Genomic DNA, 16,283 nt, shown 5'->3' with positions numbered 1-16,283 from the left:
CGTCAGTGCGACACAATGGGGTGGTGTGAGTCACCCCACACCACCCCATGTCCCCTTGCGGAGGTCAGCCGCGTCGGTACGACTCGACGTAGCCGTTCGCGGGTGTGCCCACGCCGGTGACGTCGTCGTAGCCCTTCACGGCCGAGAGCGAGCTGTCCTTGCCGAGACTGCGCACGGACGTGGTCAGACCGCCGGTGGCGTCGTAGCCGTTCACGAAGTCGACGCGGGCCACGGCGAGACCGGAGCCCGTCGGGTCGTCGGTGACGTCGTGGTAGACCTTCGAGCCGGCCTTGGCGTAGATCGCCGGGTTGGCGAAGCCGATCGCCTTGCCGCCGCGGGCCTCCTGGGCCAGGGCCTGGATGGCCGCGATGGTCGGGGCCGCGAGCGAGGTGCCGCCGATGCGGTACTCGCTGTAGGCCTGCTTCTTGCCGTCGGGGAGCGTCTGCGTCTGCCCCACCAGGAAGCCGGTGTTCGGGTCGGCGATCGCGGCGATGTCCGGGACGACCCGGTTGCCGTCCGCGCTGTCGGCCTTGGCCAGCGCGTCCGGCACCACGCCCTGCTGGTAGGAGGGCTCGGCGACGGTCTTGCTGGTGCCGCCGCCCGCGCCGGAGGTGAAGGCGCCGGGGAAGCCCGTCCAGCTCTTGCCGTCGGCCGACAGGGTCGCCTTCTCGGTGCCCCAGCCGGTCTCCCACAGATAGGTGTCGTCCTTGCCGACGGCGAGCGACGTGCCGCCGACGGCGGTGACCCACGCCGAGTTGGCCGGGGCGTCGACCTGCTTCGTCCCGGAACTGGCGACCTCGTCGCCGTCGTCGCCGGAGGAGAAGTAGAAGCCGATGCCCTCGACCGCGCCCAGCTGGAAGACCTGGTCGTAGGCGGCCGCGAGGTCCGGGGTCTGCGCGGCCTCGACCTCGCCCCAAGAGTTGGAGACGATGTCGGCCAGGTGGCTGTCGACGACCGTGCCGAGCGCGTCGAGCAGATCGCCGTCCCCGCAGGAGGCGGCGCCGACGTACGTGACGTCAGCGGCCGGCGCGACCGCGTGCACCGCCTCGACGTCCAGGGTCTCCTCGCCGTACCAGCCGGAGGCCGAGCAGTCCTTGGTGTCGGTGTACTTCTTCGGCAGCACCTGGTGCAGCTGGCCCGTCTTCCACGCGGCGTCACCGTTGCGCTTGGCGTAGGTGCCGGCGTCGTAGGCGATCGTCGGGGAGGCGTACGCGTCCGTGATGGCGACCCGGACGCCCTTGCCTGTGCGCGTGCCCGCGCCGTAGGCGGCCCGCAGCTGCTTGCCGGTGTAGCCCTTCACGGTGTACGGGATCTTCTTGCCGTAGGCGTCCGGGAGCGTGCTCGCGGTGTTCGAGCCGTAGTACGAGGAGAACGGCCCGGCGTTGCGGAAGACGGTGTCCGGCGGGGGCAGCCGATCGTCGTGCGTGGCCATGTGGGGCGCGTTGTCCAGCCCGGTCACGGTCAGGACGGCGTCGCCCAGGCTCGCCGGCACGGAGGCGGTGCTCGCCGGGGCGCGGTAGGTCTTCGAGCCCTTGGCGAAGTTGTGCAGCTGGGTGCCGAAGGCCTTCTCGGCGGCGGCCACGTCGCCGCTGACCGAGACGTAGTGCCGCGTGACGCCGGTGACCTTCAGGCCCGAGGCCGTCAGCCAGGACTTCACGGCCGCCACCTGGGCCGGGGTCGCGCCGAAGCGGGCCTGCGCCTGCTGGGCCGTCAGGTATGTGCCGTACGAGGCCGAGTCCGGGTCGGAGACGGCCTTCGCGTAGGCGGCGAGGCCCGCGGCGTCCTTGCCGGCGAGGTAGACCCGGGCCGAGACCTGGGCACCGTCCAAGGCGGCGCCCCGGTCCGCGCGGGCCGTGGCCCACGTGGGGCGGGTCCCGGTCAGCAGGTCACGGAGCGGGTGGTCGGCGGCGTGCGCCGCGGGCATGCCGAGCGCCAGCGCACCGGCGAGCATCGGCAGTGTCGCTGCCATGCTCACCCCGGCGCGCACCGAGGCGCGGTTGGATCTCATGGAACCCCCTGTGCGGTTCGTCGCGAGTGGATCACTCGACGGTCGCCACTCTCGCGATGAACCGTTCATGCAAGGGAATTGCGCAGCCAAAGAAGCGCTCTACGCAGACCAAGAAGAGCCCAAGAGCCTGCCAGGCAGGGTGATTTGAGGCTTACGTGCCCGCCACAGCTAGGACCGCGGTGCGGCGCCGCGCTTCTTGAGCATGTCGGCCATGAGCAGGATCTCCGACTGCTGCGCGTCCACCATGCCCTGCGCGAGCCGCTTCTCGACACCCACCACGCACCGGTCCACACAGCCCTCGGCCATGTGGACGCCGCCCTTGTGATGGTCCGTCATCAGCTGGAGGTAGAAGACCTCCGCCTGCTTCCCGCTGAGCTCGCCCAGCTTCTTCATCTCGGAGTTGGTCGCCATGCCGGGCATCAGCGCGCCGTCCTTGGCGGAGGCCATACCGCCCATGTCCATCCAGGTCATCGGCGGCTTGGAGGACACCTTCGGCAGGCCCCACAGGTCGAGCCAGCCGAGCATCATGCCGCGCTGGTTGGCCTGCGTCTGCGCGATGTCGTAGGCCAGGCGCCGGACCTCCTCGTCCTTCGTGCGGTCGCGCACGATGTACGACATCTCCACGGCCTGCTGGTGGTGCACCGCCATGTCCCGCGCGAACCCGGCGTCCGCGGACTCGGCGGAGGGCGTCCTGCCGCCGCCATCGTCCCCGGCGACGGCGTAGGTGATCGCACCGGCCGCGACGAGCGCCGCCGCCGCGGCCCCTGCGACCAGTCCGGCATGCCTCACTTGGACAGCCCGTTCGTGCAGGCGGCGCCCGGCTCGGGGGTCTGCTCGCCCTGGACGAACTTCTCGAAGAACTTGTCCACGTTCGGGTCGCCCGCACCCGTCACCGTGCGCTGGTGGCCCCACGCCGAGAGCATGATCGGGTCCTTCTGGTCGTCCACCGGGCTCATCAGCGTGTACGGCGTCTTCTTCACCTTCGCCGCGAGCGCGTCGACGTCGGACTTCTTCGCGGAGGCGTTGTACGTCACCCACACCGCGCCGTGCTCCAGCGAGTGCACGGCGTTGGTGTTCTTCACCGGCTCGGTGTAGACGTCGCCGTTGCAGTTCATCCAGACCGGGTTGTGGTCGCCGCCGACCGGCGGCTCGGAGGCGTACTTCACGGCCTTGGTGACGTGGTTGCGGGCCAGCTTCCCCTCCCAGGTCTTCACGCCGTCCTTGCCCGTCACGAACGTGCCCTTGCCGGAGGAGTCCTTCGCCGCCGCGGTGTCACTGGCCCCGTCGTCCTGGGACCGCACGAGCACGACGCCGCCGACGACGAGTCCGGTCACGATCACGAGGCTGGCCGCGATGGTGAGGATCCGGTTGCGGCGCTCACGGGCCTGCTCGGCGCGCCGCATCTCCTCTATTCGAGCCTTGCGTGACGTGCTGGCCTTCTTGGCGGAGCCCATGAGGTGTGTCCTTCGTGGGAAAAGTGACGGTCGGGTGGGCTGATCGTAGTGGGGGAGACGGGGCGCCTCGTAGAGCGGCCGCCGGAATGGGCCGAATCGATACGGCACCGACAGCTGCACGACAGCTTCACCGCTCCCGGCGCCCCTCTCCCGCGCTCTCCCGCCGGATAATTTGAACCGGAGAATCCCATTACCTACGCTGCCTGCATGCGGCTGCTGCGCTCCACCGACCTCGCCCTGCGGGTCCTGATGCGGCTCGCCGTCGCGGGCGGGTCGAGTCCGACGACCCGGGACGTCGCGGACGGCATGGACGTGCCGTACACCCACCTGGCGAAGGTCGTCGCCGAACTCCAGCACATGGGTCTGCTGCAGGCCCGCCGCGGCCGCGGCGGCGGCCTCACGCTCACCGAGCAGGGCCGTACGGCCTCGGTCGGAGCCGTGGTCCGCGCCTTCGAGGGCAGCGGCGACGTCGTCGACTGCGACGGCCCCACCCCCTGCCCCCTCAACTCCGCCTGCCGCCTGCGCGGCGCCCTGCGCCGGGCCCAGGAGGCGTTCTTCGCCTCACTGGACCCGGTCACGGTGGAGGACATCGTGGCGGAGCCGACGGGGGCGCTGCTGCTGGGGATCTCGCGGGGTCCCGGTCCCGGAGCCTAGGCCTGCCCCGCCAGCCACAGGTCGGGGCCGAACACCTCGTAGTGGATGCCGGCGGGGGCCACGCCCTTGGCGATCAGCTGGGACCGCACCGCCCGCATGAACGGGAGCGGACCGCACAGGTACGCGCGCGTGCCCGGGGCGAGTGCGACGCCGGTGAGGTCGGCCAGGCCGGTGCGGGTGCCCGCCGGGGCGTCCTGCTCGTACCAGAGGTGGACGGCCGCGTCGGGGAGCTTGGCCGCCCAGGCCTCGTGGTCGGCGCGCAGGGCGTGGGTGGCGGGGGAGCGGTCGGCGTGCACGACGGTGACGGGGGCGCGGTGCCCCGAGTCGGCCAGGTGCGCCAGCATCGCGGTCATCGGGGTCACGCCGATGCCCGCCGACGCCAGCAGCAGGGGCGTGTCGGGGCCGGCGTCCAGGACCAGGTCGCCGTACGGCTCGGACAGCTCCAGGACGTCGCCCGTCCGCACGCGCGCGTGCAGGTGGTTCGAGACCTCGCCGTCGGGGGCGCCGGGCTCGCGCACGCGCTTCACGCTGATCTGCCGCAGGTCCGGGCCGGGCGCCCCGGAGAGGCTGTACTGCCGTATCTGCCGGGCGCCGTCGGCGAGGGTGACGCGGACGGAGACGTACTGGCCGGCCAGGAAGTCCCGCACCACGCCGCCGTCGGCCGGCCGCAGCCGGAACGTGGCGACGTCCGCGGTCTCGGGGATCCGCTCGACGACCTCCCAGCTCCGCCAGCTGTGTCCGCCGCGCTCCTCGCGCAGCCGCCGCTCCACGGCGATCAGCGCGTTCGCCATCAGCCAGTAGACCTCGTCCCAGGCGGCGGCGACCTCGGGCGTGACCGCGTCGCCCAGCACCTCGGCGATGGCGGCGAACAGGTGCTCGTGGACGATGCCGTACTGCTCCGGCGTGACGCCGAGCGAGGCGTGCTTGTGGGCGATGCGCTGCAGCATGGCGTCCGGCCGCTGCTCCGGGTGGTCCAGCAGGTGCGTCGCGAACGCGGCGACGGAACCGGCCAGCGCCTGGCGCTGGGTGCCGGAGGCCTGGTTGCCCCGGTTGAACAGGTCCCGCAGCAGCTCGGGGTGGGCCGCGAACAGCCCGGCGTAGAAGCGCTCGGTGATCGTGCCGAGGGCCGCACCGACGGCGGGGAGTGTGGCGCGGACGGTGGCGGCGGACTGCTCGGACAGCATCTGGGGCTCCTCAAGGCTCGACTGTACGCACGCTAATTAAAGTTGCATCTGAGATGCAAATTAAGCGGGTGGCGCAGCGAAGGGAACCGGCCGTTACGGATGTCGGTGCGAGCAGGCACTATGGGGCGGAAGAGCAGTTCACCCGCCGTACGCGAGGCGTTCGACCCCGGGCCGGCCGGGCGATCATGGTCCGCAACGCGTACGAAATGGAGGTGTGGTGGGATGCTCAGGTGCCCGACCGCCTCCCGTGGTACGGAAGAGAAGGCGGCCTGACCAGCAAGGATGGGGAAGCGGAAGATGGACAAGCAGCAGGAGTTCGTGCTCCGGACGTTGGAGGAGCGCGACATCCGGTTCGTACGCCTGTGGTTCACGGACGTGCTGGGCTTCCTCAAGTCCGTCGCCGTGGCCCCGGCCGAACTGGAGCAGGCCTTCGACGAGGGCATCGGCTTCGACGGCTCCGCGATCGAGGGCTTCGCCCGGGTCTACGAGTCCGACATGATCGCCAAGCCGGACCCGTCGACCTTCCAGATCCTGCCCTGGCGCGCGGAGGCCCCGGGCACGGCCCGCATGTTCTGCGACATCCTCATGCCGGACGGCTCCCCGTCCTTCGCCGACCCGCGCTACGTGCTCAAGCGCGCCCTGGCCCGCACCTCCGACCTGGGCTTCACCTTCTACACCCACCCGGAGATCGAGTTCTTCCTGCTGAAGGACCGCCCGCTGGACGGCTCCCGGCCCACTCCGGCCGACAACTCCGGCTACTTCGACCACACCCCGACCAACGTCGGCATGGACTTCCGCCGCCAGGCGATCACCATGCTGGAGTCCATGGGCATCTCGGTGGAGTTCTCCCACCACGAGGGCGCGCCGGGCCAGCAGGAGATCGACCTCCGCTACGCCGACGCACTGTCCACGGCCGACAACGTCATGACGTTCCGCCTCGTCATGAAGCAGGTGGCGCTGGAGCAGGGCGTGCACGCCACGTTCATGCCGAAGCCCTTCTCCGAGCACCCCGGCAGCGGCATGCACACGCACCTGTCGCTCTTCGAGGGCGACCGCAACGCCTTCTACGAGTCGGGCTCGGAGTACCAGCTCTCCAAGGTGGGCCGTTCCTTCATCGCGGGCCTGCTGCGGCACGCGGCGGAGATCTCCGCGGTCACCAACCAGTGGGTCAACTCCTACAAGCGCATCTGGGGCGGCGCGGAGCGCACCGCGGGCGCGGGCGGCGAAGCCCCCTCGTACATCTGCTGGGGCCACAACAACCGCTCGGCGCTCGTCCGCGTCCCGATGTACAAGCCCGGCAAGACGGGCTCGGCCCGGGTGGAGGTCCGCTCCATCGACTCCGGCGCGAACCCGTACCTGGCGTACGCGCTGCTGCTGGCCGCCGGCCTCAAGGGCATCGAGGAGGGCTACGAGCTCCCGCCGGGCGCCGAGGACGACGTCTGGGCCCTCTCCGACGCGGAGCGCCGCGCCATGGGCATCGAGCCGCTCCCGCAGAACCTCGGCGAGGCCCTGACCCTCATGGAACGCAGCGACCTCGTCGCCGAGACCCTCGGCGAGCACGTCTTCGACTTCTTCCTGCGCAACAAGCGGCAGGAGTGGGAGGAGTACCGCAGCGAGGTCACGGCGTTCGAGCTGCGGAAGAACCTGCCGGCGCTGTAGGTCCCCTCCGCCGGGGCCGGCGGGTGTCCGCCGGTGCAGGTCACACCGACGCGTTCTCCGACGCGGTCGTCCAGGCGAATCCGTCCGGGTCGGTGAACGGCCCGGCGTCGCCTGTGATGGCCAGGCGGTGGGAGCCGGTGCCGTCGGGGGAGACGCCGGCGACCTTGGCGAGGCCGCGGCGCTTGTACAGGGCCAGCTTGACGGGGCCGCCGGTGGCGAACTCGACGTACTTGCCGCCGAAGCTCTTCCCCACGGCCAGGCCGTGCTCGACGTAGAACTGCTTGCTGGCCTTCACGTCCTCGACGCCGAGGAGCAGGACGAACTCGTCGACCTGCCGGGTCGCCGGGCCGGTGTTCTTCTTCGACGACGACGCGAGCTGCCAGATCGTCCCGTCGGGGGCCTGGACGACGCCGCCGTAGCCCCAGAGCGACTTGGCGGCGGGCTTCAGCGTCGTCGCACCGGCCCGCACGGCCGCGTCGAGGAGGGCGTCCACGTCGGCAGGCTGGGCGACCACGAGGGACAGCGTGAACCCGCGGAAGCCGGAGGTCGGTGCCTCCGACGCCCGCAGGCGCAGCCGGTCGCCCAGACCGAAGGCGGCGGAGTAGAAGCGGTCGGCTGCGGCGGGGTCGGCCACCTCGAGGGTGACGGATGCGATGGAAGTCATGACAACGACGCTAATCGCGCTCCGGCACCCGTGCTTCTCGATTCCTGACCGGCTCTCCCCGCGTTCTCAGGCCTGCTGCCGCTTCAGGTCCGCAAGCAGCTGGTGCAGCGGCTCGGTGGCCCGGCGCCGGTACTCCTGCACCGCCCACCCGTTGCCGTCCGGGTCCTGGAAGTGCATGAACGTGGCGCCGTCGTCCGGGGCGTACTGCACCGGTTCCGAGACGTCGAGGCCGCGGGCGACCAGCTCCGCATGGGCCGCCTTGATGTCGGCGACGCACAGCTGCAGGCCCTGGTAGGAGCCCGGGGCCGGGGTGGGGCCGGGCGTCATCTGCCAGATGGACTCGCCCAGGGCGATCGAGCAGCCGGAACCCGGAGGGGTCAGCTGGACGATCCGCATCCCGGGCATGACCTCCTGGTCGATGTCCACGTGGAAGCCGACCTTGTCCCGGTAGAAGTCCCGGGCGCGGTCGATGTCGGACACGGGCAGCGGGATGACTTCCAGGGTGATGTCCATGGGCATGACTCCTTTGTCCGGCCGTACGGGAACCGGTCAGCGGGTCCGGCCGAAGCGGGCTGAACGGCTCTCCCTCACCGAAGCCGAAAACGCCGGGCGGCGCCACCGAGTGGACGGCCACCGGACCGGTGCCGTGGCGGAAATGGCCCTCGCGTCCCCCGGAACGCCGCCGGCCGCCGTACTCCGCCTCCCCCGCACGGCCAGTCCGCCTGGCCACACGCGCACCCCGTCCGCCTGCCGAACTCCCCGGCGCCTCCCCCGGCCCGTGCGGTTACGCTCAAAGCGGTACGACCTTGATCCGACCCATGTCCGAGGAAACAGTGCGAGGGAGGCCCGGATGACGGCGGCGCCGGGGCGCAGGAGCAGTACCTTCACGCGGCTGCTGCGGCACGGTTTCACCGACCCCTCCGCCGCCGAGCGGCTCCTGGACAGCCCGGAGCTCGCGCCCCTGCGCGACGACCCGGTGCTGCTGGAGGCACTGGGCGCCACCGCCGACCCCGATCTCGCGCTGCTCGGCCTCGTCCGGCTGCTGGAGGCCCAGCAGAGCCCCGGCGCCCGCCGGGAACTGCTCGACACCCTGATCGCGGCCAAACCCCTGCGCGACCGCCTCCTCGGCGTCCTCGGCGCCTCCACCGCCCTCGCCGACCACCTCGCCCGGCACCCGGACGACTGGCAGGCGCTCGTCATGTACGAGGCGTACGACCTGCACCCCGGGGTGGAGGAGTTCGAGGCCGGTCTCGCGGAGGCCACCGACCCGGTCTCGCTGCGGGTCGCCTACCGGCGCTGCCTGCTGTCCATCGCCGCCCGGGACGTCTGCGGCACCACCGGCGTCGCCGAGTCCGCCGCCGAGCTCGCCGACCTCGCCACCGCCACCCTGCGCGCCGCCCTCTCCATCGCCGAGGCGGCCGCGCCGGAGGACGCCGAGCAGTGCCGGCTCGCGGTCATCGCGATGGGCAAGTGCGGCGGCCACGAGCTGAACTACGTCTCCGACGTGGACGTCATCTTCGTCGGGGAGGCCACCGAGGGCACCGACGAGACCAAGGCCGTACGCGCCGCGACCCGGCTCGCCTCGCACATGATGCGGATCTGCTCCGAGACGACCGTCGAGGGCTCCATCTGGCCCGTCGACGCCAACCTCCGGCCCGAGGGCCGCAACGGCCCCCTCGTGCGGACCCTCTCCAGCCACCTGGCCTACTACCAGCGCTGGGCCAAGACCTGGGAGTTCCAGGCGCTGCTCAAGGCCCGCCCGGTGGCCGGTGACCTCGGCCTCGGCGAGGAGTACGTCGCCGCCGTCCAGCCCCTGGTGTGGAAGGCCGCCGAACGCGAGAACTTCGTGCCCGATGTGCAGAAGATGCGCCGCCGGGTCGTGGAGAACATCCCCGTCGCCGAGATCGACCGCCAGCTGAAGCTGGGCCCGGGCGGCCTCAGGGACGTCGAGTTCGCCGTGCAGCTGCTCCAGCTGGTGCACGGCCGGGCCGACACCTCCCTGCGCAGCGGTACGACGCTGGACGCGCTGGGCGCCCTCGCCGCCGGCGGCTACGTCGGCCGGTCCGACGCGGCCCAGCTCGACGACGCCTACCGCTTCCTGCGCTCCATGGAGCACCGCATCCAGCTGTTCCGGCTGCGGCGCACCCACCTCGTCCCCGAGGACGAGGCCGAGCTGCGCCGCATCGGCCGCTCCCTCGGCCTGCGCACGGACCCGGTCGCCGACCTGCACCGCGAGTGGCGGCGGCACGCGGGGGTCGTCCGCCGACTGCACGAGAAGCTCTTCTACCGGCCGCTGCTCGACGCGGTCGCCCAGCTCGCCACCGGTGAGGCCCGGCTCAGCACCGAGGCGGCCCGCGAACGCCTGGTCGCCCTGGGTTACGCCGACCCGGCCGCCGCCCTGCGCCACCTGGAGGCCCTGGCCTCCGGCGTCACCCGCAAGGCGGCCATCCAGCGCACCCTGCTGCCCGTCCTGCTCGGCTGGTTCGCCGACTCGGCCGACCCGGACGCGGGCCTGCTGGGCTTCCGCAAGGTCTCGGATGCGCTCGGCAAGACGCCCTGGTACCTGCGGCTGCTGCGGGACGAGGGCGCCGCCGCGCAGAACCTCGCCCGGGTCCTGTCCGCCGGCCGCCTCGCGCCCGACCTGCTGATGCGCGCCCCGGAGGCGGTCGCGCTGCTCGGCGACGGGGACGGCGGCGGCCTGGAACCGCGGCCGCGCGCCCACTTGGAGCAGGAGATACTCGCCGCCGTGAAACGCGCCGACGGCGCCGCCCAAGCGGTCACGGCCGCCCGCGGGGTGCGCCGCCGCGAGTTGTTCCGCACGGCCGCCGCCGACATCGTCGGCTCCTACGGCACCGAGGAGCAGCCCGCCGAGGCCGATCAGGGCGCCCTGGTGGACCTGGTCGGGGCGGCGGTGTCGGACCTGACGGCAGCGACCCTCGCCGGCACGCTCCGCGCGGTCGTACGGGACGGCTGGGGCGACGACCTGCCCACCCGGTTCGCGATCATCGGCATGGGCCGGTTCGGCGGCCACGAACTGGGCTACGGCTCCGACGCGGACGTGCTGTTCGTGCACGAACCACGCGACGGCGTCGAGGAGCGGGAAGCGGCCCAGGCGGCCAACAAGGTCGTCTCCGAGATGCGCCGCCTGCTCCAGCTCCCCAGCGCCGACCCGCCCCTGCTCATCGACGCCGACCTGCGCCCCGAGGGCAAGTCCGGGCCGCTGGTCCGCACCCTCACGTCCTACGAGGCGTACTACCGCCGGTGGGCCCTGACGTGGGAGTCGCACGCGTTGCTGCGGGCCGAGCCCGTCGCCGGTGACGAGGACCTGGGCCGTCGCTTCATCGAGCTGATCGACCCGCTGCGCTACCCGGCGGACGGGCTCGCCGACGAGGCCGTGCGCGAGATCCGGCGGCTGAAGGCCCGCATGGAGTCCGAGCGGCTGCCGCGCGGCACCGACCCCAAGCTGCACGCCAAGCTCGGGCCGGGCGGCCTGTCCGACGTGGAGTGGACCGTGCAGCTCATGCAGCTGCGGCACGGCTCGGCGGAGCCGGGCCTGCGCACCACCCGCACCCGTGAGGCCCTGGCCGCGGCCCGGGCCGCCGGGCTGATCACCGGCGAGGACGCGGCGACCCTCGACGAGGCCTGGGTCCTCGCGACCCGCGTCCGCAACGCGGTGATGCTGGTCCGCGGCCGGGCCGGCGACACCTTCCCCTCGGACCCGAGGGAACTGGCCGCGGTGGGACGGTACTTGGGCTACGGCCCCGGCCACGTCGGGGACATGCTCGACGGCTACCGGCGGACCGCGCGCAGGGCGCGGGGCGTGATGGAGGAACTGTTCTACGGGGCCGCCGAGCGCTGAGGACTGCCGGTCCGCGCCGCGGGCCCGTCCTCATCCCGTTCCCGTGCGCCGCCCCGCCCGCGGGGCGGCACCGTCCGCGGCAGTGCGTAGGGCTGCCTCCCGTACCAGAGCCGCGCGGCCGTGAACCCGAAGGCCAGGCACAGCACGCCACCGACCGCATCCAGCCAGAAGTGATTGGCCGTGGCGACGATGACCACCAGCGTCAGCGCCGGGTACAGCAGGCCCAGCACCCGCACCCAGGGCACGCTCGCCAGGGCGAAGATCGTCAGCCCGCACCACACGGACCAGCCGATGTGCATCGACGGCATCGCGGCGTACTGGTTGGACATGTGTTTCAGGTCGCCGGAGGCCATCGAACCCCAGGTCTGGTGGACCATGACCGTGTCGATGAAGCCGCCGCCGTTCATCAGCCGCGGGGGCGCCAGCGGATACACGTAGTAACCGACCAGGGCGACGGCCGTGGTCGCGAACAGCACCAGCCGGGTCGCCGCGTAGCGGCCGGGATGGCGACGGTAGAGCCACACCAGGACACTCAGCGTGACGATGAAGTGAAGCGTCGCGTAGTAGTAGTTCATCCCGACGATGAGCCAATGAACCGAGTTCACGGCGTGGTTGACCGACTCCTCGACGGCGATGCCCACGTGGTGCTCGGCCCGCCAGATCCAGTCGGCGTTGCGCAGCGCCTCGGCCTTCTGCTCGGGCACGGCGTTGCGGACGAGCGAGTACGTCCAGTAACTCACCGCGATCAGCAGGATCTCGAACCAGAACCGGGGCCGGTGCGGGGTCCGCAGCCGGCGCAGCGGACCACGCCCCGGATCGGCCGCAACAGGGTCCGGGAGGGCCGCTTCCATGCCCTCCGGCTTCGTTACGGTCGTTTCACCCATAGGCGCAAAGTCTGCCAGAAAAGGACTTACCCACCGATCATCCCGCGGCCCCGTGCGGGCCGCATGTCCTACGGCGAAATCAAGCCGCAGGCCTCAGGAGCGAGCGCGGTCCCCGGGAGCCGAAGCGGTCGAACCGCGCACCACCAGTTCGGGCATGAACACGAACTCGCTGTGCGGCGCGGGCGTCCCGCCGATCTCCTCCAGCAGCGTGCGCACGGCGGCCTGCCCCATCGCCGGGACCGGCTTGCGGACCGTGGTCAGCGGCGGGTCGGTGAAGGCGATCAGCGGGGAGTCGTCGAAGCCGACCACGGAGATGTCCTTCGGCACGTCCAGACCGAGCTGCCGGGCCGCCCGGATCGCGCCCAGCGCCATCATGTCGCTGGCGCACACCACGGCCGTGCAGTTCCGCTCGATCAACGCCGTGGCCGCCGCCTGACCACCCTCAAGGGTGTACAGGGAGTGCTGCACCAGCTCCGACTCGACCGTCTCGGCGCTCAGGCCCAACTGGTCCTGCACCGTGCGCACGAACCCCTCGATCTTGCGCTGCACCGGCACGAACCGCTTGGGCCCGAGGGCCAGGCCGATCCGGGTGTGCCCCAGGGACACCAGGTGCGTGACCGCGAGGCTCATCGCGGCGCGGTCGTCGGGGGAGATGAACGGCGCCTGCACCTTCGGCGAGAAACCGTCCACCAGGACGTAGGGCACGCCCTGGGCGCGCAGCCGGTCGTAGCGCTGCATGTCGGCGGTGGTGTCCGCGTGCAGTCCGGAGACGTAGATGATGCCCGCGACCCCGCGGTCCACCAGCATCTCCGTCAGCTCGTCCTCCGTCGAGCCGCCCGGCGTCTGGGTGGCCAGCACCGGTGTGTAGCCCTGCCGCGTCAGCGCCTGGCCGATGACCTGCGCCAGGGCCGGGAAGATGGGGTTCTCCAGCTCCGGGGTGATCAGCCCGACCAGCCCCTCGCTGCGCTGGCGCAGGCGTACCGGGCGTTCGTAGCCCAGCACGTCGAGAGCGGCCAGCACGGACTGGCGGGTCGTGGCGGCGACGCCCGGCTTCCCGTTGAGGACGCGGCTGACGGTCGCTTCGCTCACCCCCGCCTGCACAGCGATGTCGGCAAGCCGTGTGGTCACAGCACTGGACTGTAGCGGCCGGGGTTCTCCTTGCACACCGACGGGACGCCTGGTGCGCGCCGTCGCACGGCCCGCTGCGGGTGGCTTGGTCATCGCGGTCCTCGAAACTCGTGGTCGGCGCCCGATCCGCAACGGATGATTCCCCCGGCGGAGACGGATGGCAAGTGCTTGCAGAGTCTTGCACAGCTGTCCGACTGCCCGTCGATCAGCGGTAACTCCGGGCTTCAGGGCGATCGAGGTGAGGTCACGGCGGGATAACCATCCGCACCGCTTGCAAGTTTTTGCTGCAAGGTCTTTCGCAAGTCCTTCCAGCGCGGCTAATCTCACCGACGCCCGGCCGCCAACGGCGCAGTCGGCAGCACGAACGGGCTTCACCCTCAAGGAGAACTCATGCGGCGTGGCATAGCGGCCACCGCGCTGGTGGCGTCCCTCGCCCTGGCGGCGACGGCCTGCGGCGGAAGCGACAGCGGCGACGAGGCCGGCGGCCCGGTCACCATCACCTGGTGGGACACCTCCAACGCGACCAACGAGGCGCCGACGTACCAGGCCCTGGTCAAGGAGTTCGAGGCCGCCAACAAGGACATCAAGGTCAAGTACGTCAACGTCCCCTTCGACCAGGCGCAGAACAAGTTCGACACCGCCGCCGGTTCCAAGGGCGCCCCCGACGTGCTGCGCTCCGAGGTCGGCTGGACCCCCGCCTTCGCGAAGAAGGGCTTCTTCGCGCCGCTGGACGGCACCGAGGCCCTCGCCGAGCAGGACAAGTTCCAGCCCAGCCTGATCGAGCAGGCCAAGTACGAGGGCAAGACCTACGGCGTCCCCTTCACCACGGACACCCTCGCCCTCGTCTACAACAAGGCCCTGTTCAAGAAGGCCGGCATCGAGGCCCCCAAGACCTGGGACGACCTGAAGAAGGCCGCCGCCGCCATCAAGGACAAGACCGGCGTCGACGGCTACTGGGGCTCCACCCAGGCCTACTACGCCCAGTCCTTCCTCTACGGCGAGGGCACCGACACGGTCGACGCCGACGCCAAGAAGATCACCGTCACCTCGCCCGAGGCCAAGAAGGCCTACGGCACCTGGCAGGGCCTGTTCAAGGGCAAGGGCCTGCACAAGGCCGACACCACCGCCGACGCCTACGCCCACATCCAGGAGGCGTTCGTCAGCGGCAAGGTCGCCTCGATCATCCAGGGCCCGTGGGAGATCACGAACTTCTACAAGGGCTCGGCCTTCAAGGACAAGAACAACCTCGGCATCGCCACCGTCCCGGCCGGCTCCACCGGCAAGGCGGGCGCCCCGACCGGCGGCCACAACCTCTCCGTGTACGCGGGCTCGGACAAGGCCCACCAGGAGGCCTCGCTGAAGTTCGTGAAGTTCATGACCTCGGCCAAGGCCCAGGAGACCATCGCGCTGAAGAACAACACGCTCCCCACGCGCGAGGACGCCTACACCGCCGAGGTCAAGGCCGACCCGGGCATCGCCGGCTACCAGAGCGTGCTCTCCGCCGCCCAGCCGCGCCCGGCCCTGCCCGAGTACAGCTCCCTGTGGGGTCCCCTCGACGACGAGCTGATCAAGATCGCCGGCGGCAAGGTGTCCCTGGACAAGGGCCTCGGCAACGCCGAGACGGCCATCGCCAAGCTGGTGCCGGACTTCTCCAAGTGAGTGCCGGGTGGCCGCCGGATCCCCCTGTCATGAGGGAGGGGATCCGGCGGCCACCGGCCGTGCCTGCGCGTGGACCCGGGCAGCTCCCCTCCGAACTCCTTGAACTTCCAGAAGGTGTCGAACCATGACAGTCGCCATCGACCGAGCGACCGGCAAGCGGCGCGGTGAGCGGGAACCGAAGCCCGGGCCGGTGCAGCGGCTGAGGAACGGCCTCCACAAGCACTGGTACGCCTACGCGATGATCGCCCCGGTGGCGATCGTCCTGGCCGTCCTCGTGCTGTACCCGCTGGGCTACGGCCTGTACCTCACCCTCACCGACGCCACCAGCCTGAACACCGCCCGCACCATCGGCGTCAACGAGATCGACGCCACCTACAAGTTCATCGGCCTGGACAACTACGCCGACATCCTGTGGGGCCCGACGGCGTACGACCGCTTCTGGTCGCACTTCCTGTGGACGATCTTCTGGACGGCGGCCTGTGTCGCCCTGCACTACGGCATCGGTCTCGGCCTCGCCCTGCTGCTCAACCAGAAGCTGCGCGGCCGCACCCTCTACCGGATGATCCTGGTGCTGCCCTGGGCGGTGCCGACCTTCGTCACCGTGTTCGGCTGGCGGTTCATGCTCGCCGACGGCGGCATCATCAACTCCGGCCTGGAGTTCCTGCACCTGCCGACGCCGTCCTGGCTGGAGGACACCTTCTGGCAGCGGTTCTCCGCGATCATGGTCAACACCTGGTGCGGTGTGCCGTTCATGATGGTCTCGCTCCTCGGCGGCCTGCAGTCGATCGACGCGAGCCTGTACGAGGCCTCGGAGATGGACGGCGCAAACGCCTGGCAGCGCTTCCGCTACGTCACCCTGCCCGGCCTCAGGTCCGTCAGCACCACGGTCGTCCTGCTCGGCGTCATCTGGACCTTCAACCAGTTCGCCATCATCTTCCTGCTGTTCGGCAACACCGCCCCGGACGCCCAGATCCTCGTCACCTGGGCCTACCAGCTGGGCTTCGGGCAGCAGCCGCGCGACTACGCCCAGTCCGCCGCCTACGGAATCCTGCTGCTGTCCATCCTGATCGTCTTCACCTCCTTCTACCGCCGCTGGCTGAACCGCAACGAGCAGCAGCTCGCGATCTGAG

The 16,283-nt window shown here is 71.1% G+C and carries 13 protein-coding genes; 5 read left to right on the top strand and 8 right to left on the bottom strand.

Features of this window, described 5'->3' with window-relative positions; all coding sequences use genetic code 11:
• Positions 1–64: 64 nt before the first annotated feature.
• The 3 genes from HNR57_RS05345 to HNR57_RS05335 form a co-directional block, all read right to left on the bottom strand.
• A complete protein-coding gene (locus HNR57_RS05345) occupies positions 65–2,008 on the bottom strand; it encodes a S53 family peptidase (protein ID WP_184556882.1) in 1,944 nt (647 codons plus the stop codon).
• Between the two features lie 168 nt (positions 2,009–2,176).
• Positions 2,177–2,797, bottom strand: coding sequence for a DUF305 domain-containing protein (locus HNR57_RS05340; protein WP_184556879.1), 621 nt, complete (start codon positions 2,795–2,797; stop codon positions 2,177–2,179).
• Positions 2,794–3,462, bottom strand: a complete 669-nt coding sequence (locus HNR57_RS05335; RefSeq protein ID WP_184556876.1) for a thioredoxin-like domain-containing protein — start codon at positions 3,460–3,462, stop codon at positions 2,794–2,796. The genes HNR57_RS05340 and HNR57_RS05335 overlap by 4 nt, the downstream gene beginning before the upstream one ends.
• A 207-nt stretch (positions 3,463–3,669) precedes the next feature.
• Between HNR57_RS05335 and HNR57_RS05330 the strand changes: the two genes are divergently transcribed.
• Positions 3,670–4,116 (top strand): RrF2 family transcriptional regulator, encoded by a 447-nt coding sequence (locus HNR57_RS05330; protein ID WP_184556873.1) that lies wholly within the window; start codon positions 3,670–3,672, stop codon positions 4,114–4,116.
• Here HNR57_RS05330 and HNR57_RS05325 read toward each other — a convergent pair.
• A complete protein-coding gene (locus HNR57_RS05325; protein ID WP_184556870.1) occupies positions 4,113–5,300 on the bottom strand; it encodes a globin domain-containing protein in 1,188 nt (395 codons plus the stop codon). The two genes, HNR57_RS05330 and HNR57_RS05325, sit on opposite strands and share 4 nt — an antisense overlap.
• Positions 5,301–5,597: 297 nt before the next feature.
• Here HNR57_RS05325 and glnA2 point away from each other — a divergent pair, with 297 nt between their 5' ends.
• On the top strand, positions 5,598–6,959 hold the full coding sequence (gene glnA2 / locus HNR57_RS05320; RefSeq protein ID WP_031131671.1) for a gamma-glutamylpolyamine synthetase GlnA2: 1,362 nt from the start codon (positions 5,598–5,600) through the stop codon (positions 6,957–6,959).
• A 40-nt stretch (positions 6,960–6,999) separates the two neighbouring features.
• Here the strand turns inward: glnA2 and HNR57_RS05315 are convergent, their stop codons facing one another.
• Both HNR57_RS05315 and HNR57_RS05310 read right to left on the bottom strand, forming a co-directional pair.
• The gene (locus HNR57_RS05315) at positions 7,000–7,623 is read right to left on the bottom strand and encodes a VOC family protein (RefSeq protein WP_184556867.1); all 624 of its coding nucleotides are present in this window, start codon (positions 7,621–7,623) and stop codon (positions 7,000–7,002) included.
• A gap of 66 nt (positions 7,624–7,689) precedes the next feature.
• A complete protein-coding gene (locus HNR57_RS05310) occupies positions 7,690–8,136 on the bottom strand; it encodes a VOC family protein (RefSeq protein WP_184556864.1) in 447 nt (148 codons plus the stop codon).
• A 337-nt stretch (positions 8,137–8,473) separates the two neighbouring features.
• Here HNR57_RS05310 and HNR57_RS05305 point away from each other — a divergent pair, with 337 nt between their 5' ends.
• A complete protein-coding gene (locus HNR57_RS05305) occupies positions 8,474–11,482 on the top strand; it encodes a bifunctional [glutamine synthetase] adenylyltransferase/[glutamine synthetase]-adenylyl-L-tyrosine phosphorylase (RefSeq protein ID WP_184556861.1) in 3,009 nt (1,002 codons plus the stop codon).
• Here HNR57_RS05305 and HNR57_RS05300 read toward each other — a convergent pair.
• A complete protein-coding gene (locus HNR57_RS05300; RefSeq protein ID WP_184556858.1) occupies positions 11,461–12,366 on the bottom strand; it encodes a phosphatase PAP2 family protein in 906 nt (301 codons plus the stop codon). The genes HNR57_RS05305 and HNR57_RS05300 overlap by 22 nt on opposite strands.
• A gap of 93 nt (positions 12,367–12,459) precedes the next feature.
• The gene (locus HNR57_RS05295; RefSeq protein ID WP_184556856.1) at positions 12,460–13,494 is read right to left on the bottom strand and encodes a LacI family DNA-binding transcriptional regulator; all 1,035 of its coding nucleotides are present in this window, start codon (positions 13,492–13,494) and stop codon (positions 12,460–12,462) included.
• A gap of 390 nt (positions 13,495–13,884) precedes the next feature.
• Here HNR57_RS05295 and HNR57_RS05290 point away from each other — a divergent pair, with 390 nt between their 5' ends.
• Both HNR57_RS05290 and HNR57_RS05285 read left to right on the top strand, forming a co-directional pair.
• The gene (locus tag HNR57_RS05290) at positions 13,885–15,153 is read left to right on the top strand and encodes an extracellular solute-binding protein (RefSeq protein ID WP_184556854.1); all 1,269 of its coding nucleotides are present in this window, start codon (positions 13,885–13,887) and stop codon (positions 15,151–15,153) included.
• Between the two features lie 124 nt (positions 15,154–15,277).
• Positions 15,278–16,282, top strand: coding sequence for a carbohydrate ABC transporter permease (locus tag HNR57_RS05285; RefSeq protein WP_184556851.1), 1,005 nt, complete (start codon positions 15,278–15,280; stop codon positions 16,280–16,282).
• The last annotated feature ends 1 nt before the right edge of the window (position 16,283 follow it).

This window comes from Streptomyces paradoxus (assembly GCF_014202475.1).
Classification (GTDB): domain Bacteria; phylum Actinomycetota; class Actinomycetes; order Streptomycetales; family Streptomycetaceae; genus Streptomyces; species Streptomyces paradoxus.
This window is presented reverse-complemented; position numbering and strand designations above follow the sequence as displayed.